Annotated in this window: 20 protein-coding genes; 11 read left to right on the plus strand and 9 right to left on the minus strand. The window is 66.0% G+C overall.

The genetic code is table 11. The features are described from left to right. Positions 1 to 3: 3 nt before the first annotated feature. The 3 genes from BG61_RS15135 to BG61_RS15145 all read right to left on the minus strand — a co-directional run bounded on the left by BG61_RS15135 (position 4) and on the right by BG61_RS15145 (position 6,274). Positions 4 to 3,315, minus strand: coding sequence for an efflux RND transporter permease subunit (locus BG61_RS15135; RefSeq protein ID WP_035938955.1), 3,312 nt, complete (start codon positions 3,313 to 3,315; stop codon positions 4 to 6). A gap of 10 nt (positions 3,316 to 3,325) precedes the next feature. Next, the gene (locus BG61_RS15140) at positions 3,326 to 4,552 is read right to left on the minus strand and encodes an efflux RND transporter periplasmic adaptor subunit (RefSeq protein ID WP_035938952.1); all 1,227 of its coding nucleotides are present in this window, start codon (positions 4,550 to 4,552) and stop codon (positions 3,326 to 3,328) included. A gap of 132 nt (positions 4,553 to 4,684) precedes the next feature. Next, positions 4,685 to 6,274: an efflux transporter outer membrane subunit gene (locus BG61_RS15145; protein ID WP_081868074.1), complete on the minus strand. Its 1,590-nt coding sequence runs from the start codon at positions 6,272 to 6,274 to the stop codon at positions 4,685 to 4,687. 710 nt (positions 6,275 to 6,984) lie between these two features. Here BG61_RS15145 and BG61_RS15150 point away from each other — a divergent pair. Then, positions 6,985 to 7,323: a DUF4148 domain-containing protein gene (locus BG61_RS15150; protein WP_035938949.1), complete on the plus strand. Its 339-nt coding sequence runs from the start codon at positions 6,985 to 6,987 to the stop codon at positions 7,321 to 7,323. 55 nt (positions 7,324 to 7,378) lie between these two features. On the opposite strand, the gene BG61_RS15155 is transcribed toward BG61_RS15150, so the two are convergent. After that, positions 7,379 to 8,494 carry a porin gene (locus BG61_RS15155; protein WP_174479725.1) on the minus strand — a complete coding sequence of 372 codons (1,116 nt, stop codon included), beginning with the start codon at positions 8,492 to 8,494 and terminating at the stop codon, positions 7,379 to 7,381. 459 nt (positions 8,495 to 8,953) lie between these two features. After that, positions 8,954 to 9,295 carry a DUF4148 domain-containing protein gene (locus BG61_RS15160; RefSeq protein WP_035939034.1) on the minus strand — a complete coding sequence of 114 codons (342 nt, stop codon included), beginning with the start codon at positions 9,293 to 9,295 and terminating at the stop codon, positions 8,954 to 8,956. Between the two features lie 263 nt (positions 9,296 to 9,558). Here BG61_RS15160 and BG61_RS15165 point away from each other — a divergent pair, with 263 nt between their 5' ends. Then, positions 9,559 to 10,197, plus strand: coding sequence for a LysE family translocator (locus BG61_RS15165; RefSeq protein ID WP_035938944.1), 639 nt, complete (start codon positions 9,559 to 9,561; stop codon positions 10,195 to 10,197). Positions 10,198 to 10,215: 18 nt separating this feature from the next. On the opposite strand, the gene BG61_RS15170 is transcribed toward BG61_RS15165, so the two are convergent. From BG61_RS15170 to BG61_RS15180, 3 genes are all read right to left on the minus strand, one after another. Then, positions 10,216 to 11,043, minus strand: coding sequence for an alpha/beta fold hydrolase (locus tag BG61_RS15170; RefSeq protein ID WP_035938942.1), 828 nt, complete (start codon positions 11,041 to 11,043; stop codon positions 10,216 to 10,218). Positions 11,044 to 11,194: 151 nt separating this feature from the next. Next, entirely contained in the window at positions 11,195 to 12,127 is a 933-nt protein-coding gene (locus BG61_RS15175) for a LysR family transcriptional regulator (RefSeq protein ID WP_035938941.1), read from the minus strand. A 276-nt stretch (positions 12,128 to 12,403) separates the two neighbouring features. After that, entirely contained in the window at positions 12,404 to 13,255 is an 852-nt protein-coding gene (locus tag BG61_RS15180) for a CPBP family intramembrane glutamic endopeptidase (protein WP_035938938.1), read from the minus strand. A gap of 194 nt (positions 13,256 to 13,449) precedes the next feature. Between BG61_RS15180 and BG61_RS15185 the strand changes: the two genes are divergently transcribed. After that, positions 13,450 to 13,770, plus strand: a complete 321-nt coding sequence (locus tag BG61_RS15185; RefSeq protein WP_035938936.1) for a DUF4148 domain-containing protein — start codon at positions 13,450 to 13,452, stop codon at positions 13,768 to 13,770. Positions 13,771 to 13,809: 39 nt separating this feature from the next. Here the strand turns inward: BG61_RS15185 and BG61_RS15190 are convergent, their stop codons facing one another. Then, positions 13,810 to 15,006 (minus strand): cytochrome P450, encoded by a 1,197-nt coding sequence (locus BG61_RS15190; protein WP_035938933.1) that lies wholly within the window; start codon positions 15,004 to 15,006, stop codon positions 13,810 to 13,812. A 274-nt stretch (positions 15,007 to 15,280) separates the two neighbouring features. Between BG61_RS15190 and BG61_RS15195 the strand changes: the two genes are divergently transcribed. The 8 genes from BG61_RS15195 to tssG all read left to right on the plus strand — a co-directional run bounded on the left by BG61_RS15195 (position 15,281) and on the right by tssG (position 23,263). Further along, entirely contained in the window at positions 15,281 to 15,814 is a 534-nt protein-coding gene (locus BG61_RS15195) for a DUF3455 domain-containing protein (protein ID WP_081868075.1), read from the plus strand. Positions 15,815 to 16,038: 224 nt separating this feature from the next. Beyond that, on the plus strand, positions 16,039 to 17,100 hold the full coding sequence (tssA, locus tag BG61_RS15200; protein ID WP_035939030.1) for a type VI secretion system protein TssA: 1,062 nt from the start codon (positions 16,039 to 16,041) through the stop codon (positions 17,098 to 17,100). Between the two features lie 31 nt (positions 17,101 to 17,131). Further along, a complete protein-coding gene (gene tssB, locus BG61_RS15205; RefSeq protein WP_035938930.1) occupies positions 17,132 to 17,638 on the plus strand; it encodes a type VI secretion system contractile sheath small subunit in 507 nt (168 codons plus the stop codon). A 46-nt stretch (positions 17,639 to 17,684) separates the two neighbouring features. Then, positions 17,685 to 19,193 carry a type VI secretion system contractile sheath large subunit gene (gene tssC / locus BG61_RS15210; protein WP_035938926.1) on the plus strand — a complete coding sequence of 503 codons (1,509 nt, stop codon included), beginning with the start codon at positions 17,685 to 17,687 and terminating at the stop codon, positions 19,191 to 19,193. A gap of 43 nt (positions 19,194 to 19,236) precedes the next feature. Further along, positions 19,237 to 19,725: an Hcp family type VI secretion system effector gene (locus tag BG61_RS15215; RefSeq protein ID WP_035938924.1), complete on the plus strand. Its 489-nt coding sequence runs from the start codon at positions 19,237 to 19,239 to the stop codon at positions 19,723 to 19,725. A 7-nt stretch (positions 19,726 to 19,732) separates the two neighbouring features. After that, positions 19,733 to 20,236, plus strand: a complete 504-nt coding sequence (gene tssE / locus BG61_RS15220) for a type VI secretion system baseplate subunit TssE (RefSeq protein WP_035938921.1) — start codon at positions 19,733 to 19,735, stop codon at positions 20,234 to 20,236. Positions 20,237 to 20,375: 139 nt separating this feature from the next. After that, complete coding sequence (gene tssF / locus BG61_RS15225; protein ID WP_035938919.1) at positions 20,376 to 22,259, plus strand: type VI secretion system baseplate subunit TssF; 1,884 nt, start codon at positions 20,376 to 20,378, stop codon at positions 22,257 to 22,259. After that, the gene (tssG, locus tag BG61_RS15230; RefSeq protein WP_035938916.1) at positions 22,244 to 23,263 is read left to right on the plus strand and encodes a type VI secretion system baseplate subunit TssG; all 1,020 of its coding nucleotides are present in this window, start codon (positions 22,244 to 22,246) and stop codon (positions 23,261 to 23,263) included. The genes tssF and tssG overlap by 16 nt, the downstream gene beginning before the upstream one ends. Positions 23,264 to 23,268: the final 5 nt, after the last annotated feature.

Below are 23,268 nucleotides of genomic sequence, written 5' to 3' on the forward strand. Positions count from 1 at the left end.
CGCTCAGACGGGCGCATCGGTCGCGTCGTCGCCGTGATGGGGCAGCTTCACCGACACCTCGTCGAGCTTGTCGCCGAGCAGCATCCGCACGCTTACGTAGAACACGGGTATCAGCAGCAGGCCGAGGAACGTGGCGAACAGCATGCCGCCGATCACGCCGGTGCCGATCTCGTGACGCGACGACGCGCCCGCGCCCGTCGAGACCACGAGCGGGAACACGCCGAGGATGAACGCGAGCGACGTCATCAGGATCGGGCGCAGCCGCAGCTTGCCCGCCGCCATGACCGCTTCGTGGAGCGTCATGCCGCGCGCCTGTCCTTCCACCGCGAACTCGACGATCAGGATCGCGTTCTTCGCGGCGAGGCCGATCACCGTCACGAGCCCGATCTTGAAGTAGATGTCGTTCGGCACGTCGAACCACAGGCACAGCGCGAGCATGCCGAGCAGGCCGAGCGGCACGACGAGCAGCACGGCGGCCGGGATCGACCAGCTTTCGTACAGCGCGGCGAGACACAGGAACACGACGACGATCGAGAGCACCATCAGCACGGTCGCCGAGCTGCCGGCGAGCAGTTCCTGATAGGACTGTCCGGTCCAGTCGGCGGCGAAACCCGGCGGCAGCTGCTGGTCGACGATGTTCTGCAATGACTGGATCGCCTGGCCCGTGGAATAGCCGGGCGCCGAATTGCCGACGATCTCGACCGCGGAGTAGCCGTTGTAGCGCGGCAGCACGAGCGGGCCGACGTTCCATTGGGCTTTCACGACGCTCGACAGCGGAACCATGTCGTAGGGGCTGATCGCCGTGTTGCTCGCCGAAGGGTTGACCTGCGTCAGATATCCGCTCGCGTTCGCCGCGGGGGCCGCCGTGCCCGCCATCGTGCTCGTACCGCTCGCCGCGCCGTTTGTGCCGCTTGTGCCGTTTGTTCCGTTTGCGGCGCCTGCGGCATTCGTCACGCCGGTTGGCGTGTACAGGTGCTGGAATGCGTCGACCCCCATCCTGAACGGCGCATCCGCCTCGAGGTAGACGCGCTTGACCCGCCCGGCGTAGGTGAACTGGTCCACGAAGAAGGGCGCGAGTTCCATCTGGATCGTGGCATACACGTCGGAGAGCGACAGGCCCATCGACTGCGCCTGAACGCGGTCCACCATGATGTGCATCTGCGGCGCGGTCGGCAGCGAGTTCGGCCGGATGCCGAAAAGCACGGGACTCTTCGCCGCGTTCGCAAGCAGGGTGTCTTCGGCCTCGCCCAGTTGCTGGCGCGACTGTCCGGCGCGCGCCTGAAGATACATGTCGACGCCGCCGAACTGGCTCAGGCCGCGGATGGTCGGCAGGTTCGTCGCGAAGATCTGCGCATCCGGAATGCCGTGCAGGATCTGGTTGACTTGCGGGATCAGCTGCATCGCGGTCTGCGAGCGCTTGTCCCAGTCGGTGAGCTTGATGAACGCCATGCCGACGTTCTCGCTCGTGCCGACGAAGCTGAAGCCCTCCGGCTGGAATATCCCCGCGATGTCCTTGCCGACCGGGCTGTTCGCGAGCCGCTCGCGCACCTCGGTCATCACGCGGTCGGTGCGCTGCAGCGTCGCGCCCGGCGGCAGGTTGACGAGCGCGAGGATGAAGCCCTGGTCCTCGTCGGGGACGAAGCCGGTCGGCAGCTTCGTGTAGAGGAAGCCGGTCAGCACGACCAGGAGCGCGAACACCATCATCCAGCGCGGCGCATGGCGAATGGCCCTGCCGACATGCCCCAGGTACGAGTCGGTCGTCTTTTCGAAGGCCCTGTCGAACGCGCGGTAGAACGCGTTCTTCTTCACCCCATGGCCGGGTTTCAGGATCGCCGCGCACAGCGAAGGCGTGAACGACATCGCGAGAAACGCGGAGAAGCCCATCGAGACCGCGATGGTCAGCGCGAACTGCGCATAGATGATGCCCGTCGCGCCCGGCTGCAGCGCGGAAGGCACGAACACCGCCGAGAGCACGACCGTGATCGCGATGATCGCGCCGGTGATCTGTCCCATCGCCTTGCGCGTCGCCTCGCGCGGACTGCTGTGCTCCTCGGTCATGATGCGCTCGACGTTCTCGATCACGACGATCGCGTCGTCCACCACGATCCCGATTGCAAGCACCATGCCGAAGAGCGTCAGCTGATTGAGCGTGTAGTGCAGCATCGAGAGCCCGATGAACGTGCCGAGCAGCGCGACGGGAATCACGAGCGTGGGGATGATCGTCGCACGCAGGTTCTGCAGGAACACGAGCATCACGAAGAACACGAGCACGATCGCCTCGACGAGCGTCTTCACCACGTCCGAGATCGACGCGGTGATGAACGGCGTGGTGTCGTACGGCACGCTCCAGGTGACGCCCGCGGGCAGGTCGCGCGCGAGGCTCGTCATTTCGGCCTTGACCGCCTTCGCGACCGAGAGCGCGTTCGCGCCGGGCAAGAGGAAGATCGCGAGTCCGCCCGCCGGCTTGCCGTTGAAGACGGGCGATTCGCCGTATGTCTGCGCGCCGAACGTGATGCGCGCGACGTCGGAGAGCTTCACGACCGTGCCGTCGTTGTTGGCGACGAGGATGATGTCCTTGAACTGCTTGAGCGTGGAAAAGAGCGCGTCGCCGGAGACGGTCGCGGTAAACATCTGTCCTTTCACCGCCGGGTCCGCGCCGAGCGAGCCCGCGGCGAACTGCGCGTTCTGCGAGTTGACGGCGTTGAGCACCTGCGTCGTCGAGAGGCCGTATGCCTGAAGCTTGTCGGGATCGAGCCAGATCCGCATCGCGTATTCCGAGCCGAGCAGCGTCGTGTTGCCGACACCGCTCACGCGGCCGACCGCGGGCTGGATCTGCGAGGCGAGGATGTCGCTCAGGCGCCCGGCGTCGATCGAAGGATTGTTCGACTGGAGCGCGACGAACATCAGGATGTCGGGGCTCGCCTTCGCCACGACGACACCTTCTTGCGTGACCTGCGCGGGCAAAAGCGGCTGCGCGAGCGTCACCTTGTTCTGCACCTGCACCTGCGCGATGTCCGGATTGGTCCCCGTCGCGAAGGTGAGGGTGATGGTCGTCTGACCATTGGCGCTCGAAGTCGAGCTGAAATACAGCAGGTTGTCGATGCCGGTCAGCTGCTGCTCGATCACCTGCGTGACGGTGGATTCCATCGTCTCCGCGCTCGCGCCGGGATACGTCGCCGTGACCGTCACTTGCGGCGGCGCGATGTCAGGATAGGAGTCGATGCCCATGCTGCGCATCGAGATGACGCCGAACAGCGAGATCAGAATGGCGACGACCCAGGCGAACACCGGACGGTTGATGAAGAAACTGGGCATGGCGGGTCTCCTAGTGCGCGTTGCCGGAGGCCGCCGGAGCGGATGTGGGCGAGGCCGCCGAAGCCATGGAAGCTCCGGACGCCGCGGACGGCCGCCACGCGGCCGCCTGCACCGCCTCGCCCTCGTGCAGGGACTGCAGCCCCGACACGACCACCCGGTCGCCGTCCGCGAGGCCGCTCGTCACGATCCAGTCGGCGCCGTGGCTGTCGGTTGTGCTGATGTCCTTGCGCACGACCTTGCCGTCGCTGCCGACGGCAAACACGTATGCGCCCACGGTGTCGCGCAGCAGCGCCTGCTGGGGAACCAGGATCACGTCGTTCTGCGCGCCGAGGTCGACCGTGAGCGTCACGTACATGCCGGGCAGCAGCACGTGCTGCGGATTCGCAACGAGGGCGCGCAGGTTGACGGCGCCCGTCGTCGCGTTCACGGCGACATCGGAGAAGTCGAGCGTGCCGGTGTGCTCGTACTGGCTGCCGTCGGGCAAGCCGATCTGCACGGTGGTCCGGTTCTGCTGCGCGAGCGCGACCGTGCCGGTTGCCTGCGCCCGGCGCAACGTGATGAGGTCGGCGGCGCTGATGGTGAAGTTCACGTAGGCCGGATCGATTTGCTCGACCGTGGTGAGCAGCGTGCCGCCCGCGCCCGTGTCGTTCGTGCTGCTGCCGACGACGGCGCCCGCCGTGACGAGCTGCTGCCCCGCGATCCCGCCGATGGGCGAGGTCACGCGCGTGTAGGCCAGGTTCACCCGCGCGCTTTCGACCGTCGCCTGATCTGCGCGTACCTTCGCGGCGGCGCTGCGTTCGGCGGCGTCGGAGTTGTCGACGGTCTGTTGCGACACCGACCCGACCGGCAGCAGCTTGCGGTTGCGCTCCGCGGTGATGTGGTCGTTGACGTAGGTGGCGCGGTCCTCTTCAAGCAGGGCGAGGTCGTTGTCGAGCTGGGTCTTATAGAACGTCGGATCGATCTCGAACAGAAGCTGACCCGGCCGCACCTCGCTGCCTTCCGTGTAATCGCGCTTGAGTATCAGCCCGGAGACCCGCGCGGTGACGTTGGCACTGTAATAAGGCGAGAGCCTGCCGACGAGCTGCCGCGTGAGCGGCACGGTCTGCGTTCTGACCTTCACCACCGCGACCTGCGGCGGCGCGGGCGCGGCCGGATTGTGCTTGCCGCAGCCGGCGAGCGCAGTCAGGGCGCCCAGGCACAGACACAGCAGGGGGGCGCGCAGCGCATGTGACTTCATGGAGACTCCATTCTTTTGACCGCGATGAAGACGGATGCCGGACAGCCGGTGCGTCATGGCATACCCGCCGGCCGTGCAACTGCTACACCGCCGTGTCGCGGCACGGGCGGACGGCGCCGGACCGGGCGCACTTCAATGAGGCGGCGGGGAGGTTGCGGGGGTGTCCGGCGTACTCGCGGACGCCATGTGGCGCCCGCCTGCGGCTTGCGCTGCCGCGTCGTCGCTCTGCCAGCCGCCGCCGAGGTTCCTGATCAGCGCGACGCTGCCCTGCGTGAGGAGCGCCTGCGTGTCGTTCAGGTTCTGTTGCGCCTGAAGCAGCGTGAGCTGCTCGGTCAACAGGTCCTGTTCGCTTGCGGCGCCGGCCTGCAGTTGCGCGCGTTCGCTCTCGAACAGCTGCTGGTTGCGGTCGTATATGTCGGCGAACGCGTGCGTCTGCTGCCGCAGATGATTGACCGACGAAAGACTGTCCTCGACGCTCTGGAACGCGCTCAGCACCGTGTTGCGATAGAGCGCCACGTTCTCGTCGTAGGTCGCGCGGGTCTCGTGCACGACGGCTAAGCGCGCGCCGCCGTCGAAGATGGTCGCCGCGAGATCGGGGCCGAGTGTCCACAGGCGGTTCGGCAGTGAGAACAGATTCGCGAACGTGTTGTGCTGGAAGCCGCCTTCGGCGGAAAGCGTGAGGGTCGGGAAGAACGCCGCTTCGGCCGCACCGATCTGCTCGTTCGCCGATGCCGCCGTGCGCTCGGCGCTCACCACGTCGTAGCGCCGTTCGAGCAATTGCGACGGCAGCCCGAGCGGCACGTTGGGCACGACGAACGCATACGCCGGTTCCACGGCGACCGAGAAGTCGCCGGGCGGCACGCCGACCAGCACTGCGATCGCATGTTCGTCCTGCTCGCGCGCGGCCTCGGTGCTCTGCAATGTCGCGATCACGAGTTCGAGCGTGTCCTGCGCGGCGAGCACGTTGTCGTTCGATGCCTCGCCCTGCGCGTAGGCGGCGCGCGTCATGTCGAGGATGCGGCTGTTGATGTCCTGCTGTTCCTTCAGCAAGCGGATGTCGATGTCCGCCTGGCGCAGTTCGAAGTAGTCGATGGCGACACTCGACGCAATCGACAAGCGGGCGCCGGCGAGCTGCGCATCGGTTGCCTGCGCGCTTGTCTTTGCCGCCTCGATCTGCCTGCGGATCGCACCCCACAGATCGATCTCCCAGCTTGCCGATGCGCTCGCCAGGACGTTGTTGACCACGCCCGACGAGCCCGAGGTCAAGGAACTCCGGCCGGCTCCCGCAATGCTCGACGATGTGCCTCCTGCGAACGCATTGCCGCGCGTGGCCGACACGCCTGCGGTCACGATCGGAAAGAGGTTTGCCCGGTTCGCTTCGACGATGGCGAGCGAGACGCGATAGGCCGCTTCAGCCGCGACGATCGACTGGTTTGCTTTCATCGAACGTTCGATGAGCTGCGAGAGTTCGTCGTCGTGATAGAGGGTCCACCAGTTGCTCGAAAGCGACCCTTGCGGGTTCGCTTGCGCGCGCTGCCAGTCCACACCTTGCTTGAAGCTTTCGGGAATCTGAACGGAAGGGCGGCGATAATCGGGACCGATTGCGCAGGCGGCGATGGCGAGCGTTGCCGCGAAAGCGAGGCTTCGCGGCAACAGGTATTTGAACAGCAGCGACGGCAGAGTGCGACGAGTGCTGCGGGCAGAAAGCGAATCTATGTTCACGCATGCTTCCTGTAAAGGACGCGACCATCCGGTGAAATAAAACGAAGCGCCTGCATCGAGCGTTAGGCTTCCTGCTCAACGGGCGCATGCAAGCTATCTGGCGATTCTATGCGCTGCGACCGGTCTTTTGACCGACGGTTTTTTTACCGTCTGTTTCGAGGCGACGCACGGGACGCACGATGAACACACGCGACGGGCGCTGAAGCCACGCGGGGCGGTGTGCGGCGGCATGCAGCCGTAAGAACCGATGATTGCGTCATGCGGACAAAAGGGCGCTTTCCCGTACCGATTGCAGAACGATACGAAACGTTCAGCCGCTCAACCTCTGGCTTGAATCGGTCGACGCCGCGGGGCGGGTGGCTTTCAATTGAAGGCATGCACATGGCAACACCTGTGCGCGCGGCTTATTCCGGCACGTTGCGCGAGGCTGCTCCGGCATTGCCCATGGTTATCGAAAGACAGGCTACAGCGGAAACGGTGCCCTCTTGTGGACGAGGTCCGCGAGATGGTAGTTTTCCTGAACGACTTTCAGGTCATGTCATGGCGTCTCAGCCATGCGATGCAACTGAGCGCGTCGCCAGGGCCTCGCATCCGGGGCAGTGAGCCGAATGAGCAGATCAATGACTCGTTCCGGCATTCACGAACGTGCTGCGCACTCTTAAAGTCGGTTCTTACCGTCGCCGACGGCAATCCACTCGAAGGAGCGCATCATGAAACGATTCCCCCAGGCCCTGATCTTCGCATCGGTTTTGTCGCTGCCGCTCGTGAGCCACGCGCAATCGGACATGGCGCCGGTGACGCGCGCACAGGTTCGCGCCCAGTTGGTCGAAGCGCAGCGGACTGGCCAGTATCCGCAAAGCAAGAGCCACTATCCTGCCGCGCAGCCGAGCGCCGCAGCGGCCTATGTCGCGAACCGGGCGGCAGCAGCGGACCCTTCGTATGGATCGTCGCTGGCGGGCAGCAGCGACTCGGGCAACCGCGCGGTCTATCAGCACACGACCGACAGCATGCCGTCGTATGTCGGCGAGCCGGTCTATGGCCATCATTGAGCGCGGCCGCGTGAGGGCGGCCAGCACGCTGGGCGGCCATCACGGGGGCATGCCATCAGAAGCGGGTGCGCATGCCCACCGTTCCGACGATCTGATTGGCCGTTGACGAAGCACCGCCCGAGGCATTGATGAACGCGACGTATCCATGCCCCGACGCATGCTGATACAGCGCCTCGGCATACAGATCCGTTCGCTTCGACAGCGAATACACGGTCTGGAGGTCGACCTGGTGCCACTTGGGGTCTTCGCCGAAGGTGGACGTCCTGGTGACGTGGCCGTCGGTATAGGTATAGGCGGCACCCTCGCTCACCGCGCGGGTCAGCGCGTACTTTCCGTTGACTTCGTAGTTGTCGAAGCGCACGGTGCCGTTGTCCGAACCGAACGACTCCGTCTGCTCATACTGGCTATGCGTGTAGACGAAGCCCACGAGAGCGGGGCCGAATGCATAGTTGACACCGGCGCCCGCCGTGCGCTGCACACCGGCGCCGAGCCGGAAGCCCCCCGTGCCGTTCGAACCCGACTCCGCGACATCCGCCGCGCCGCTCGTATTCGTGCTGTTGGTTCCGTTGAACTGAAGGTAGCCTGCGGCGAGTTTCAATGGACCGCGATCGTAGCTCGCGCCCACGCTGTATGCCCGGTTGCCCGCGAAATCCGTGCTGTTGGAGAACGCATAGAGCGCACCGAACTTGAACCCGCCGTATGAGAGGCTCGTGTACTTGACGGCGTTGTTGATGCGCACGGAGTGCTCGAGGTTGTCGTTGTCGAACACATGGGCGAAGGTCGTGCCGCCGAACGTGCCGCCCGCGCCGGAAAGCGGCGCAACGAAGTCCACCAGCGAGTCGTACTGGCGCCCCAGCGTGAGGGCGCCGTACTGCGTGCTCGCGAGTCCCACGTAGGCCTGCCGGCCGAAGAGGCGGTTGTTCTGGGCGAGCTTGCCGTTATCGACGTTGAAGCCGTTCTCCAGCACGAAGATCGCCTTGAGACCGCCGCCCAGATCTTCACCGCCCCGCAAGCCGAAGCGGCTGCCGTTGATCGTGCCGCTCGTCGCCTGCAAGACGGGGCCGCGCGATCCTCCCTTGTCGACGTTGTTCGTGTACATGATGCCCGCATCGATCAGGCCGTAGAGCGTGACCGAGCTTTGCGCCCGGCTGGTCGATGCAACCAGTGCCATACCCACTGCTGCTGCGATAGCCAACTGCTTCACGAGTGTCTCCTGCGCGCATGTGAATGCTGTTCCACTGACACGCCGAGTATAGGGAGACGCCGCGCACAAGGAACCCTGTTTGCAGGTACATCAGTGTTGCCGATGCTGGACTAATGTCGTCCGGTTGCAGTGGAACGGCGGGGCTGTTGATCGGCCGCAATGCGCCTGTCCACAAGGGTTCGCGCATGACACCGCGCTCTATCGTGGACATTCATGATAAACATGGATTCGTGGATGGCGCATCGGAACGGACATCGTTGTTGCGCATGCGAGCATGCATGGCAAAGACGCCACTGGCGAAGAAGGGGGAGCGCTCGTTGCCCCGAGCGGGACTCGTCTTCGCCAGCGGCGCATCTGCAACGAGAGACACTTCAGTTATCGATGCCGGGTACCTGGTGCCGGCGGCCGGGGCGACCTGTCAGTCGATCAGTGGCCGCGATAGATGTCGTCGGCGGGAGCGCGCCCGCCCGCCGCGATGCGTGCATGCAGCGCGTGGGTGCCTGAAGCGAAGCCGCCCGTATCGGAGGGGCCGTAGGACGAACCCGCCTCCGCATCGTGCGCCGTACGGCTGGCGACGTACATCGCTGCGCGGCTCGCCGCGGCGTCCGGGTAGTGGACCTTGCTATGCGGATATTGACCGGCCTGTTCGGCGGCGATCAGTTCGGCGCGAACCTGCGCGCGAGAGAGCGAAGCGTCACCGGCTGCATGGCTCGAGAGCGGCAATGCGAGCAGCGAAGCGACGATGAGAGCGTGATGAAGACGTTTCATGATCATGCACCTTTGCGAGAGCGTTCCCGTCGGCGACGGAATGACGGAACTTTACGGGCGGACCGTGTGCGCGTGAATCGCGCGACGGATCATCAACATGCTCGTTCGGCTCATCCCGCTGAAGCAGGGATGCGGGATCATCCGGGGCCGGCAGCATACGCGCGCTCGCAGGCCTGCGACCCGTTCCTGGCATGAGCGCGGCCAAAGGCGCACAATGTCGCGATTTCCAGTGGCGCTATCGACCACCCATTCAGGAGACGACAATGAATCCCTCGACGGCGATCGCAACCATTCTGGCGGCGCTTCTGGTAGGCGCCATGAGTCCCGGGCCCAGCTTCATCGTGGTGGCGAGAAACGCCATCGGCCTCTCCCGGCGCGACGGGCTCGCCACCGCGCTCGGCATGGGCCTCGGCGGCGTGTGCTTCAGCAGTCTCGCGCTGGTCGGGCTCTATTCGCTGCTGCAATCGGTCGAGTGGCTGTATGCGGGCCTGAAGATCGCGGGCGGGGCGTATCTCGTCTATCTCGCGTGGAAGATCTGGCGCGGCGCACCGGCACCGCTCGCGCTCAGCGGCGAACAACTGCGGGGGCATCGCGATGTGCGCAAGTCGTTCTGGATCGGACTCAGCACCCAGTTGAGCAACCCGAAGACGGCGGTCTTCTACGGAAGCATCTTCGCGGCGCTGCTGCCGCAGCATCCGCCGCTCTGGTGCTATTTCATCCTGCCGCCCGCGGTCTTTGCGATCGAGGCGGGCTGGTACACGATCGTGGCGCTGGGCTTTTCGAGCCGCCGCCCGCGCGAGATCTATCTGAGCTCGAAGAAGTGGATCGACCGCGTGGCCGCGGGGGCGATCGCCGCGCTCGGTCTGCGCCTCATCTTCACTGCGTACAAGCGCGGTCTTTGACGCACCGCACCCGCGCGCTCAGAGGCTCGCCGCGAACGCGACGATCGCGTCGTTGAGTTCCTGCGGCGCCTGGCGGTGCGGCGAGTGTCCGCAATCCGGCAGCTTCACGAGCCGTGCGTGCGGCAGCCGCTGCCGGATCGTGTCGATCTGCAGCATCGTGCCGTACTCGTCGTCGCAGCCCTGAATGGCGAGCAGCGGACATTGGATCGAGGGCAGCACGTCCGTGATGTCCCACGCGCGAAACGCGGGATCGAGCCAGATGTCGTTCCAGCCGAAGAACGCGGAATCGACGTTGTCGTGATAGCGCGCGAGCTTCTCGCGCAGACCGGCGCGCTCGTAGGCGTGCTTCGTCTTGCCGATCGCATCCACCGACATCTGCTCGACCACGACATGCGGCGCGATCACCACGGCGGCGCGGAGCGCCTGCGGGAAAGCGGCCGCATAGAGCAGCGCGATGGAACCGCCGTCGCTGTGCCCGATCACCCACATGCGCCGGCGTTCGTCAGCGTCGATGCCGATCGTATCGAGCAGCGCGGGCAGCACGTCGTGGGCCTGCCGGTGCATGAAGTCGACCGACCATTTCTCGCCGGCCTCGCGAGGCGTGGAGCGTCCATAGCCCGGGCGCGAATAGACGAGCCCGCGGCAGCCGAGCGCATCGCACAGCGACTGCGGCCAGTCCTTCCACATCGCGATCGAGCCGAGCCCTTCGTGCAGGAACACCGCGACGCCCGCGCCGGCGCGCTCCGCGCTCAGCCATTGATATTCGACGCGAAGCGGCCCGCGCTGCTCCGTGGCGGGCAGTTCCGCGAACGATGTCGGACTCGTGTTGTCTGCTGGCTGGTTCATGTTCGTCAAGATTGCGTCTGGTCGGTTGCCTGCGCGCGTCAGCCTGTGCCGTGCCGCCAGCGCTCCTCGGCGGCCCGCAAGCGAAGATGATATCGCGCGGCGCGAGCCTCGCGTTCACGGACGCGCCGAAGCGCGCCGCGCGCCTGCGCGTCTACGCTCGCTTCGCGCCGGCGTCGCCTGCGAACATCGACATTCTTTGCAGGATCCAGTCGAGCAGTTCGTGCGCGGCGGCGACAAGCGGACGGCCCGACTTGACGAGCAATCTCGCCTTGATGCCGCGAAAGAGCGGGTAGTCGACCGGCACGACCGCCAGCTCGCCCGACGCGATCTCGCGATACGCCGCGAACTCGCCGATCAGCGTCACGCAGTTCTCGCTGGCGACGAAGCGCTTCAGGGCGGTGAGCGAGTTGCTGGTCAGGGTCGGCCGGATCTTGATGTTCTCGGTGAACTCCAGCAGCTTCGCGGCCTGCCCGATTCCGAACGTGGCCGGCATGATCGCGAGCGGGTAGGCGAGCATGTCCTCGATCGTGGCCGGAGAGCCCCGCAGCGCGAGCGGATGACCCGCGCGCATCAGCAGGACGATCGGCTGCGCCGAAGTCGCGCGATACTCGATGCGCGGATGCGGCGGCGGATTGTACGCAAGGCCGATGTGCGCCCGGCCTTCGGCGACTTCCTCCAGCACGTCGTCCACTGCGAGAATCTGGATGCCGACTTCGAGCTTCGGATAGCGGGCGCAGAACGGCGTGAGCACCTCGTCGATCAGCGCGTCGACGTAGCCTTCGCTGATGGCGAGCTGCACACGGCCTTCCTGCAGCCCCTTCAACGCCTGGAGCCGGTCTTCGAGCTGCTCCTGATGCGAGCGGTAGCCACGCCAGAACTCCAGCAGATGGGCTGCCGCCTCGGTCGGCTTGACCCCCCGCGCTTCCCGCACGAAGAGGGTTGCGCCCAGTTCCTCCTCCAGCAGCCTGATCTGCCGCGTGATGACGGACGGCGACGTGTTGAGGCTGTCCGCCGCGCCGCGAATCGTGCCGTGCACGAGCACCTCGTGGAAATACCGCAACCGCTGCTGATTGATCTCTCGCATGTCCTCTCGCGCTCCTGTGCGCCGTCGCGTTGCCCGGAAGACAACGATACGTGAACCTGGTTGCTCCCGCCAGATTCTTGCGCGCGGATCAGGCTGCGGCGAAGGCCCCATGCGGGCAATCGGTCGGTCAGACCGGATCGGCGCGTTCGGACCTGGAGCGCTCGCGCATGCACGGCCCTTGTAAAAGAGACATGCCGTACAGCATATTTCGCGCGTTTGCCAAGGCGAGCGGCCGGGTCCCGCGCAGTAAAACATGGCGCGCGTGACAGGTCGGGGTCATGTTGCTGCCCGTTGCAGCATCGGATACGTGAAGAGAAAAAAGTGCATGGCGTTCAGGCCGAAGTGCGCGAGCACGGATGCCTGAAGTCCTCCGTGCCGGTAGGCGAGACCGTAGCCGATACCCGCGATGCTGCCCACCACGACCCATTGCCAGCCGCCGGAGACATGCGCAAGCCCGAACAATGCCGCCGCGATCACGAGGGCAAGCACCTTGCCGGAAGGCCGCGCGCCGAGGAGACGACCCAGTCCCCCTTGCAGATAGCCCCGAAAGAACGCTTCTTCCGCAAACGAGACGAGCAGGAGATTGTTGAGCAGGAAAAGCCAGCTCGCGGCAGGCCACTTGGGCGCCCATGCCACGAGCCCGATGCTCCATGCGACGATCAGGCAAGCCGCCGCCGTCGCGAACATGCCGCCGATCCCCGCTTTCAGCGAGGCGCCTGCCGTGTGCCGCGGCCGCACCCACGGCAGCACGAGCAGCAGCCAGAAGCCGACCAGCGGCTTGTCGAGATTGAGATACATCGTGAAGGGCACGGCGTCGGGCGTGAAGCGCTCGGGACCTATGACCCGCGCATTGTGAAAGCCCGGCAGCCAGTGCATGCTCAGCGCGACCGCGAGCACGATGAAGAGCGCATGTCCTCCAAAGCGCAGCCACGCCTTGCGTTCCTGCGGCACCGCGCAGGCGGCGGCCAGGAGCAGCGCGAGAGGCATCAGCGCCTCGAAACCGAGTTGCCCGTTCGCGAGCGCGGCGCCGTAGCCGCATACGAGGAGCGCGAGGCTCAGCCATCGGAAAGCGGATACCCACGTCGCCGGGGCGGCAAGGAAGATCGCAACCCATGGCAATGCCGACATACCCGCTCCTTGAATGAATGTCCCGGGAAATGCGGAGGAAATGGCCCGCCGATCCGATTGTCGGGTCGAAGGATACCTCAGCTGCTTCGCATGCACATCCATTGTGCGCGGTCCGCGCCGGGCACAGCGCGTGCTGAAGACCGGATGCTGGTGCGCATACCCGTCGCGCCGTCAATCACAACCGGAGGTCGATCATGAAGTCGCTCGTCAAGGCAGTGGCCATTACCGCCGTCGTCGCGTTGCCCGTGCTGTCGTTCGCGCAGTCGAACGAGCCGGTCACCCGGGCAGAAGTTCGACAGGACCTGATGCAGGTGGAAAGCGCAGGCTACAACCCCGCAGCCGATGACCGGACCACGTATCCGGAGAAGGCTCAGGCCGCAGAGCAACAGCTGCATCCGCAGAGCGGTCAGATGCAGCAGGGCTATGGCGGCAGCAACAGCGGCTCGTCCGCCGCGGGCATGGGCGCGCGGCCGATGCCGAGAGACGGCACGAAGCCGATCTACTTCGGCCACTGATCCGGTGCCACGGCGACATGCAGCGTCAAGCTACGAACGCTATGCAGCGATCAGCGACTCCACGCCGCGGATGCTGTTGCGCGGGTGCCAGCGCAGGTCGCCGAGATTGGCGATCTGCAGGTCCGGCATCCGCGTGAAGAGCGTCGAGAGCGCGATTTCGATTTCGAGCAGCGCGAGCCGCGCGCCGAGGCAGTAATGAATGCCGCCGCCGAAGGTCACGATGCGGCCATGATCGCCGCGCTCGATATCGAGCGTGTCGGCATCGGCAAAGCGCGCGGGATCGCGATTGGCGCTGCCGAGCAGCATGAAGACCACCGTATCGCGGGGCAGCGCGACCCCGGCTATTTCCATGTCCTCCGTCACCGCGCGCGTGACCATCTGCACCGACCCGTCGTAGCGCATGCATTCCGCGACGGCCTTCGGCATCAGCGAGAGATCGCGCCCGAGCTTCGCCAGTTGCGCGGGATGCCGGTGCAGGGAGATCAGCGCATTGCCGATCATGCTCGAGGTGGTCTCGTGGCCGGCCGCGAACAGCAGGATCACGTTGGAGACGATCTCCTCGTCGGTGAGTGATTCGCCTTCCTCTTCGAGTGTCGTCAGAGACGAGATGAGATCGCTGCCGGGCTTCGAGCGGCGGCGCTCGACGAGACCGGCGAAATACTCCTGAAGCACGTGGATCGAGTCGTTCGCGGCCTTTAGACGCTCGCCGTCGAGCGGTGCGGCATCGAGCGCGGCGGAGATCCTGTTGGTCGTCCTGCTGAGCTGCGCCGCTTCTTCCAGGGGCACGTCGAGAAGCCCGCAGATGATCCTGATCGGCAGCGGCAGCGCGAAGTCCTCGATGAGATCGACGCGCTCGCGCGAAGCGAACCCGTCGACCAGTTGGTTCGCCGCGTTGGCTGCGATCTCGCGCAGGTTCTCGATCTGCCGCGCGTTGAACGCTTTCATCAGCAGCGCGCGCAGGCGCGTGTGCGCGGGCGGGTTCATCATCAGCAGCATGCGCGCGATGGCCTGGAAGACGGGCTGGTTCGGTCCATCGTCGCCGTAACGCGCGCGAACACTCCTCATGTAATCCTTGCCCATCCGCCGCTCGTGCAGAACCTCCTCGACGACCGCGTACTGCCCCGTGAGCACGGCACCGGGTGCGATCTGCGTGAAGGGGCCGGCGGCGCGAACTTCTTCATAGAGCGTATAGGGATTGGCGAAAAATTCAGGCGACGAGAGATCTGCGAATTTCATGGACGGGTCCAGGACGATCCTTGAGTGATTGAATGGGCCACCGATTGCGGACCATTCCTGAACAACAGCCGAGCGAGGTGTTCTATTCCATTGCCGACTGTTTGTCCGCAAGAAGGTTGAATTGCGGCGCGTCCACGCGCGCGACATGGAATATCCGCGGCATGTCGTCCGTTATGAAAGCGCAGACCCGCCGAATTGTTCGCAACGCGCCTGCATTCACGACCGTCCCGCTTCGTCGGGCACCCGCATCATCAGACATCCCCGGATACGCCAAATGAACACCTCGCCCACTTCACTCCGCCGCCTTGCCGCGGCTGGTACCGCCGGCTCGCTGGGCCTCGCGCTCGCCGCTCTCTGGGCGCCCGCGCATGCCGAGACCGCGCCCTTGTTGCCCGTGCCGCCGCAGTCGCAGCAGGTTGCCTCGATGAACGCTTCCGGCGTTCAGGTCTATTCGTGCGAATACGGCGAGGGGCATCGGCTCGGCTGGGTGTTCAAGCATCCGCAGGCGACGCTGTATGACGGGAGCGGCCGCGCGTCCATCCGGCATGGGGCCGGGCCGTCGTGGGAGGCCGACGACGGCAGCCGCATCGTGGGACACGTGATCGCGCAGGCGCCCGCTGCGGCGGCGGAGAGCATTGCTCAACTGCTGCTCGAGACGAAGAGTGTCGCGGGTGCGGGGACGCTGTCGGAAGTGCGCTACGTCGAGCGCCTCGATACGGTCGGCGGCATGATGCCGCGCGAAGCGTGCACGGCCGAGCATCAGACCGGCAGTTCGCCTTATGTTGCGCGCTACGTATTCCTCAAATAGCACGCAGGCGGCATGCGGCGCGGCCGCCCCGGCCGCGCGCGCCCGCTTCATGCACGCCTCAAGCACGCCTCATCGGTCCCTCATTGCTCTTTCATATTCGCACGGTCCGCTGGACCTTCAAGCCGATATCTCTTCGAATCCCGGAATAAAGCGCGTTGCGTGATTGTTCTGTGTGACATGAGATACGCACCGACCTCCTCTCGCTCCTCCTGCACGACATGCCGATGAATCCGACGTCACTACCCGTCACCGAATGGCTCGCCGATATCGCGGGCGATGCGCCATGCGGCCCGGACCTGGAGTACGACCCGTCCTTCCTCGCGCTGGAACGCGCCGCGAGCGGCCGTCCCGATGCCGAATACGGCGATACGCTCGTCGCGGCGGTGCCGCCCGACTGGAATGAAACCGAGACGCTGTGCATCGAGTTGCTTGCACGAAGCCGCGACCTGCGCGTCGTCGCCTATCTGTCGAGGGCGCGCCTCGCGCGTCGCGGTATCGAAGGGCTCGCAGAAGGGCTCGCGCTGATCGAGGGCCTGCTCGAGAGGCAGTGGGACGCCGTGCATCCGCAACTCGACGTGAGCGAGGGCAACGACTCCACGGCGCGCGTGAATGCGCTCGCGCCGTTCGCGGACCCGACCGGCATCGCCAACGATCTCGCCGATATCGCGCTGGTACCGCAGATGCCGACGCAGCCGGCCGCGGTGACACTGCGCCAGTGGATGTGGGCCTCCGGTGAGGCTGCGGTGCCGAACCAGCAGGTTGCGCTGAGCGCAGCCGAGATCGATGCCGCGATCGCTGCATCGATCGGGACCGCGCAAACGTCGCACGCGGCGGCGGTGGCGGCACTCGCGAGCGTGGAGCGCATCGAGGCCGTGCTCACGGAGCATGTCGGCGTGGCGGGTGCGATCGATCTCGCACCGCTCAAGCTGCCGCTTCAACGCATCGGCGCGTTCCTCGGCGAGCGGCTCGCGAAGCTCGGCGCGGCGGCGAACGCAAGCGCGGCTGATGCGACCGACGCCAACGCCACGAACGACGCTAGTAATGCAACGGCCGCGGCGCACGCAGCGGCACCGGACCCGTCACGGATCGCATCGCGCGGCGACGTCACCGCGATGATCGACCGCATCTGCGACTACTACGCGCGCCAGGAGCCGTCGAGCCCCGTGCCGCTCATTCTGATGCGGGCGCGCGGACTCGTCGACAAAACCTTCATCGACATCATGCGGGACCTCGCACCCGACGGGCTCGCGCAGGTCACCGTCGTGACCGGCGCAAGCCCCGACTGAAGCGAACCCCACCAACCGGAGAGCAACCAGCATGGCCAAGGAAAGCAGTCAGAAATTCATCGCACGCAATCGTGCGCCGCGTGTGCAGATCGAGTACGACGTCGAAGTGTACGGCTCGGAGAAGAAGGTGCATCTGCCGTTCGTGATGGGCGTCGTGTCGGATCTGTCCGGCCAGCCTGCCGAGCCGCTGCCGCCCGTCGCAGAGCGCAAGTTCCTCGAAATCGACATCGACAATTTCGACGACCGTCTGCGCGCGATGAAGCCGCGCGTCGCGCTGCAGGTGCAGAACACGCTGACGGGCGAGGGCCGGCTCGGCGTGGACATGACCTTCGAGAGCATGGACGACTTCTCGCCCGGCGCCGTGGCGCGGAAGGTCGAGCCGCTCGCAAGGCTGCTCGAGGCACGCAGCCAGTTGCGCAACCTGCTCACCTACATGGACGGCAAGACGGATGCCGAGCAACTGGTCGCGAAGCTGCTCGAGGACCCCGCGCTCCTTCAGTCGCTCGCCGCCGCGCCCAAGCCCGCCGACGAAGCATGAGGCCCTGACGGCCGCCCTTCATTCACAGACACATTCAGGAACAGCAATGGCAGACCTCACCCCCGACCCGCAGCAGCAGGAAGCGTCCGCACAGTCCGTGCAGGCGGATGCAACGAGCGAGTTCGACCGGCTACTGCAGAAGGCATTCAAGCCGAAGACGGAGCGCGCCAAGGACGCCGTGGAAAGCGCGGTGCGCACGCTCGCCGAACAGGCGCTGCTCGACACGCAGCTCGTATCCGACGACGTGCTCGCCACCATCGAATCGCTGATCGCGAAGATCGACGAGAAGCTCAGCACGCAGATCAACGTGATCCTGCATTCCGAGCAGTTCCAGAAAGTCGAGAGCGCCTGGCGCGGACTGCACTATCTCGTCACGAACACCGAGAGCGACGAGTCGCTCAAGCTGCGCGTGATGGACATCTCGAAGGAGGAACTGCATCGCACGCTGCGCAAGTACAAGGGCGTCGCGTGGGATCAGAGCCCGATCTTCAAGAAGCTCTACGAAGAGGAATACGGCCAGTTCGGCGGCGAGCCCTACGGCGCGCTGGTGGCGGATTACTACTTCGATCACAGCGCGCCCGACGTCGATCTGCTCACGCAGATCAGCAAGATTTCGGCGGCGGCCCACGCGCCGTTCATCGCCGGCGCGGACCCCTCCGTCATGCTGATGGAATCGTGGCAGGAACTCGCCAATCCGCGCGACCTGACGAAGATCTTCCAGACGCCGGAGCACGCCGCATGGCGCAGCCTGCGCGAATCGGAGGACTCGCGCTATATCGGCCTCGCGATGCCGCGCTTTCTCGCGCGCGCGCCGTACGGCGCGAAGACGAGCCCCGTCGAGGAGTTCGACTTCGAGGAAGACACCGCCGGCGCCGACGCGAACAAGTACGCATGGGCGAACGCGGCCTACGCGATGGCGACCAACATCAACCGCTCGTTCAAGGTCTACGGCTGGTGTTCGCGCATTCGCGGCATCGAGTCGGGCGGGGCGGTGGAGGGCCTGCCGGTCCATGCATTCCCGACCGACGATGGCGGCGTCGACATGAAATGCCCGACCGAGATCGCGATCAGCGACCGGCGCGAGGCCGAACTGGCGAAGAACGGCTTCATGCCGCTCGTGCACAAGAAGAACTCCGACTTCGCGGCGTTCATTGGCGCGCAGTCGCTCAACAAGCCCGCCGAATACGAAGATCCCGACGCGACCGCCAATGCCAACCTGGCCGCGCGCCTGCCGTATCTCTTCGCGTGCAGCCGCTTCGCGCACTACCTGAAGTGCATCGCGCGCGACAAGATCGGCAGCTTCAAGGAGAAGGCGGACATGCAGCGCTGGCTGCAGGACTGGATTCTCCAGTACGTCGACGGAGACCCCGCGCATTCGACGGAAGCCACCAAGGCGCGCCGTCCGCTCGCGGCGGCTGAAGTCGTGGTCGAGGAGGTGGAAGGCAATCCCGGCTACTACACGTCCAAGTTCTTCCTGCGCCCGCACTATCAGCTCGAAGGGCTGACGGTGTCGCTGCGCCTCGTTTCAAAGCTGCCTTCCGCCAAGGCGGCCTGAATTCACCGTGTCGTTCAAATCATTTCAAACAAAGGAGTAATACATGGCAGTCGATATTTTCTTGAAGCTCGGCGACGTGAAAGGCGAATCGCTCGACAAGACGCACCAGGGCGAGATCGACGTGCTCTCGTGGAACTGGGGCATGAGCCAGTCCGGCACGATGCATCTCGGGACGGGCGGCGGCGGCGGCAAGGTGGCCGTGCAGGACCTGTCGATCACGAAGTACACGGACAAGGCGACGCCCGCCATCATCACCGCCTGCGCGAAGGGATCGCACTATCCGACCGTGGTCCTGACCGTGCGCAAGGCCGCGGGCAACGCGCCGCTCGAGTACTACAAGATCACGATGGAAAAGGCGCTGGTGACGAACTACGCGACGGGCGGCTCGGGCGGCGAAGACCGCTTCACCGAAGTCGTGTCGCTGAACTTCGAGAAGTACCACGTCGAGTATCAGCCGCAAAGCCCGGACGGCTCGAAGGACGGCGGTGTCGTCGAGAGCAAGTGGAACATCCCGGCGAACGCCGAGGCCTGATGCCCTCATGGATCAGACCGGCAGGTTGCAGCCGTCGCTCCTCGAACGGCTTACCGACCACGAACCCGGCGCGTCGCGCGAGGCGCGCGAGCGGCGCGTCTCGTCGCCACGCGCGCTTCGCCAGAGCGTGATGCGTGACCTCGCGTGGCTGCTCAACGCGCAGGGCATCGCGTCGGCGCAGGACATCGCGCGCTATCCGCACGTCGCGGGTTCGGTGCTGAACTTCGGCTTCTCCGATATCGCGGGAAAGAGCGCCTCGGGCATCGACATCGCGAAGGTCGAGCGGCTGATGCACGACACCATCCGCGCCTTCGAGCCGCGCATCCTGCCGGGCACGCTGCGCGTGCAGGCGGTGCGCGACGAAGCGTCCGCGAGCCATCCCAACGCGCTCGCCTTCATCGTGGAAGGCGACCTGCACTCGCATCCGGTGCCCGAGCGCCTCTATCTGCGCACCGAGCTCGACCTCGAAGCGGGGCAGGTGAGCGTGAGCGAGCGCGCGGGCGAGGCATGAGCCCGCGCCCGCGAGAAGCGACAAAGCGGATGGAATAAAGGCGATTGCCGCCTGTTGTATTCGACAGGTGGCGCGCTTTTCTGCGATCTCCTGCGAGACCTGGCGGCGCCGCTGCCTTCAAACTCACCATGGCCCGACGATGAACCCCGAACTGATCAAGTACTACAGCCAGGAGCTTCAGCACGTTCGCGAGACGGGCAGCGAATTCGCGAAGGCGTTTCCGAAGGTCGCGGGGCGCCTCGGGCTCGAAAGTTTCGAATGCGCCGATCCGTATGTCGAGCGCCTGCTCGAAGGCTTCAGCTTTCTTGCGGCGCGCGTGCAGATGAAGATCGACGCCGAGTTTCCGCGCTTCACGCAGCATCTGTTTGAACTGGTCTATCCGCACTACCTCGCGCCGACGCCTTCGATGACCATCGTCGAATTCCAGCCGGACATGACGCACCCTTCGCTCACCGAGGGCGCGAAGATTCCGCGCGGCACCGCGCTGCACGGCGCGCTCGACGGCGACGGCTCGACGCGCTGCGAATTTCGCACGGCGCATCCGGTGGAGCTCTGGCCGATCGAGCTTGCGCAGGCGCGCCTGTTCACGCACACCGGCTCGCTGCCCGGCGTCGACGTGAAGCTGCCGCGCGGCGTGAAGGCGGGCCTGCGCCTCACGCTGCGCACCGTCAACGGCGCCGCCTTCGACACGCTTGCGCTCGACACGCTGCCGCTTCATCTGCGAGGCGGCGACGGCCTGCCGGGGCGTCTGTACGAGCTGCTGCTCGGCGCGTCGCTCGGCGTGCTCGTCGTACCGGGCAAGGGGGCAGGCGCGGCGGGGCCGCAGCCCGTGCTGCCGGCATCGGCCGTGCGTCCGCTCGGCATGAGCGACGGCGAAGCGCTCCTGCCGGTCAGTGCGCAGTCGTTTCCGGGCTATCGGCTGCTGCAGGAGTATTTCGCGTTCGCGCCGCGCTTCATGTTCGTCGGCATCGAGGGCTTGCGCGCGCATCTCGCCCGGTGCAGCGCGCACGAGGTCGAGATCATCGTGCTGCTCTCGCGCGGCGATCAGGCGCTCGAGCAATCGCTCGACGCGTCGCATTTCGCGCTTCACTGCACGCCCGCGATCAACCTGTTCGCGCGCCGCGCCGACCGCATCGCGGTCACCGGCGAGCAGTTCGAGTATCACGTGGTCGCGGACCGCACGCGGCCGATGGACTTCGAGATCTATCAGCTGGAAGGCGTGACGGGATACCGTTCGGGCAGCGTCGAGGAAGTGCCGTTCCAGCCGTTCTATCGCGCACGCGATCTGGGCGTGCCGCAGGGCGGCGGCGCGTACTACCAGGTGCGCCGCGAGCAGCGGCTGCCGTCTGCGCGCCAGCAGGAGCGCGGCGCGCGCTCGAGCTATATCGGCAGCGAGACGTTCATCTCGCTCGTCGATGTAACCGACGCGCCCTATCCCGGCGACCTTCATCAGCTCGGCGTGAGCGTGCTGTGCACCAACCGCGACCTGCCGCTTTCGATGCCGCTCGGCCTCGCGGGCACCGACTTCATCGTGGACATGGAAGCGCCCGTGCTGAGCGCGCGCTGCGTCGGCGGGCCGAGCCGGCCGTTGCCGTCGTATGCGCACGGCTCGGTGGCATGGCGTCTCCTGAGCCACCTGTCACTCAACTACGCGTCGCTCGTCGACGGCGCGAACGGCGAGGGCGCGCGCGCGATGCGCGACCTGCTCGCGCTCTACGCGCCCCTTGGCGACGGCGCGGCGGTGCGCCAGATCGAGTCGCTCGTGTCGATCGGGTCGCTCGCCGTGACGCGCCGCCTGCCGTCGCGCGGGCCGATCGTGTTCGGCCGGGGGCTCGAAGTGACCGTGCACATCGACGAGAGCGGCTTCGCAGGCGCGAGCGCGTTTCTGTTCGGCGCGGTGCTCGCGAAGTTCTTCACGCAATACGTGTCGATGAATTCGTTTGCCGAGACCGTGGTGAACAGCACGTCGCGCGGCGAGATCATGCGCTGGGCGCCGGGGAGCGGGCAATGCCGGACGCTGTGACACTGCTCGCGCACCTGTCGGGCGACGCGCACCGCTTCGACTTCTATCAGGCGGTGCGCCTCATCGAATGCGCGCATCCGGAGCTGCCGCGCGTCGGGGCGTCGCTGCGTCCCCGCGACGATGCCGTGCGCTTCGGACAGGAGCCGGAGCTGCTGTTCTTCCCGACCACGCTGCGCGCCTTCGCAAGGAACGGCGACGCGCCCGCGCGGCTCACGGTCAACTTCTTCGGCCTGCTCGGACCGAACGGCCCGATGCCGACCTATCTCACCGAGTACGTGCGCGATCGCAGCCGCAACGCGGGCGACCCGACCTTCGCGCGCTTTCTCGACGTCTTCCATCACCGCATGGTGTCGCTGTTCTATCGCGGCTGGGCGGCGGCGCAGCCGGTCGTGAGCCTCGATCGCGACAACGGCGACCGTTTCTCGGTGTACGTGGGCAGCACGTTCGGTCTCGCGGAGCCCGCGCTGCGCGAGGCCGACAGCGTGCACGATTTTGCGAAGCTGCATTTTGCGGGGCTGCTCTCGGGGCCCACGCGCCATGCGGCCGGCCTGCGCCTCATTCTGTCGCGCTACTTCGCGGTGCCCGCCGATGTCATCGAGAACGTCGGGCACTGGCTCGCGCTGCCGAAGGCATCGCTCACCCGGCTCGGCGCGCACGACGAAAGCGCGGCGCTCGGTGTCGGGACGCTCGTCGGGGCGCGCACGTGGGATCGCCAGCATCGTTTTCGCGTGGTGCTCGGCCCGCTCACGATCGCGGACTACACGCGCTTTCTGCCCGGCGGCGCGAGTCTCGAAAAGCTCGCCGACTGGATCCGCAACTACATGCGCGATCCGCTCGCGTGGGACCTCAACCTGCAACTGCGCCGCGCGGACGTGCCGCGTCTCGCGCTCGGGCGCACTCAGCGCCTCGGCTACACGACCTGGCTGCATGCGCGCGCCGCGACCGCGGACGCGAAACAGCTCGTGCTCAACCCCATCGGCCCGACGGGCCGTCTCAAACCATAAGGATC

This window comes from Caballeronia glathei (assembly GCF_000698595.1).
In the GTDB taxonomy this organism is placed as follows: Bacteria; Pseudomonadota; Gammaproteobacteria; order Burkholderiales; family Burkholderiaceae; genus Caballeronia; species Caballeronia glathei.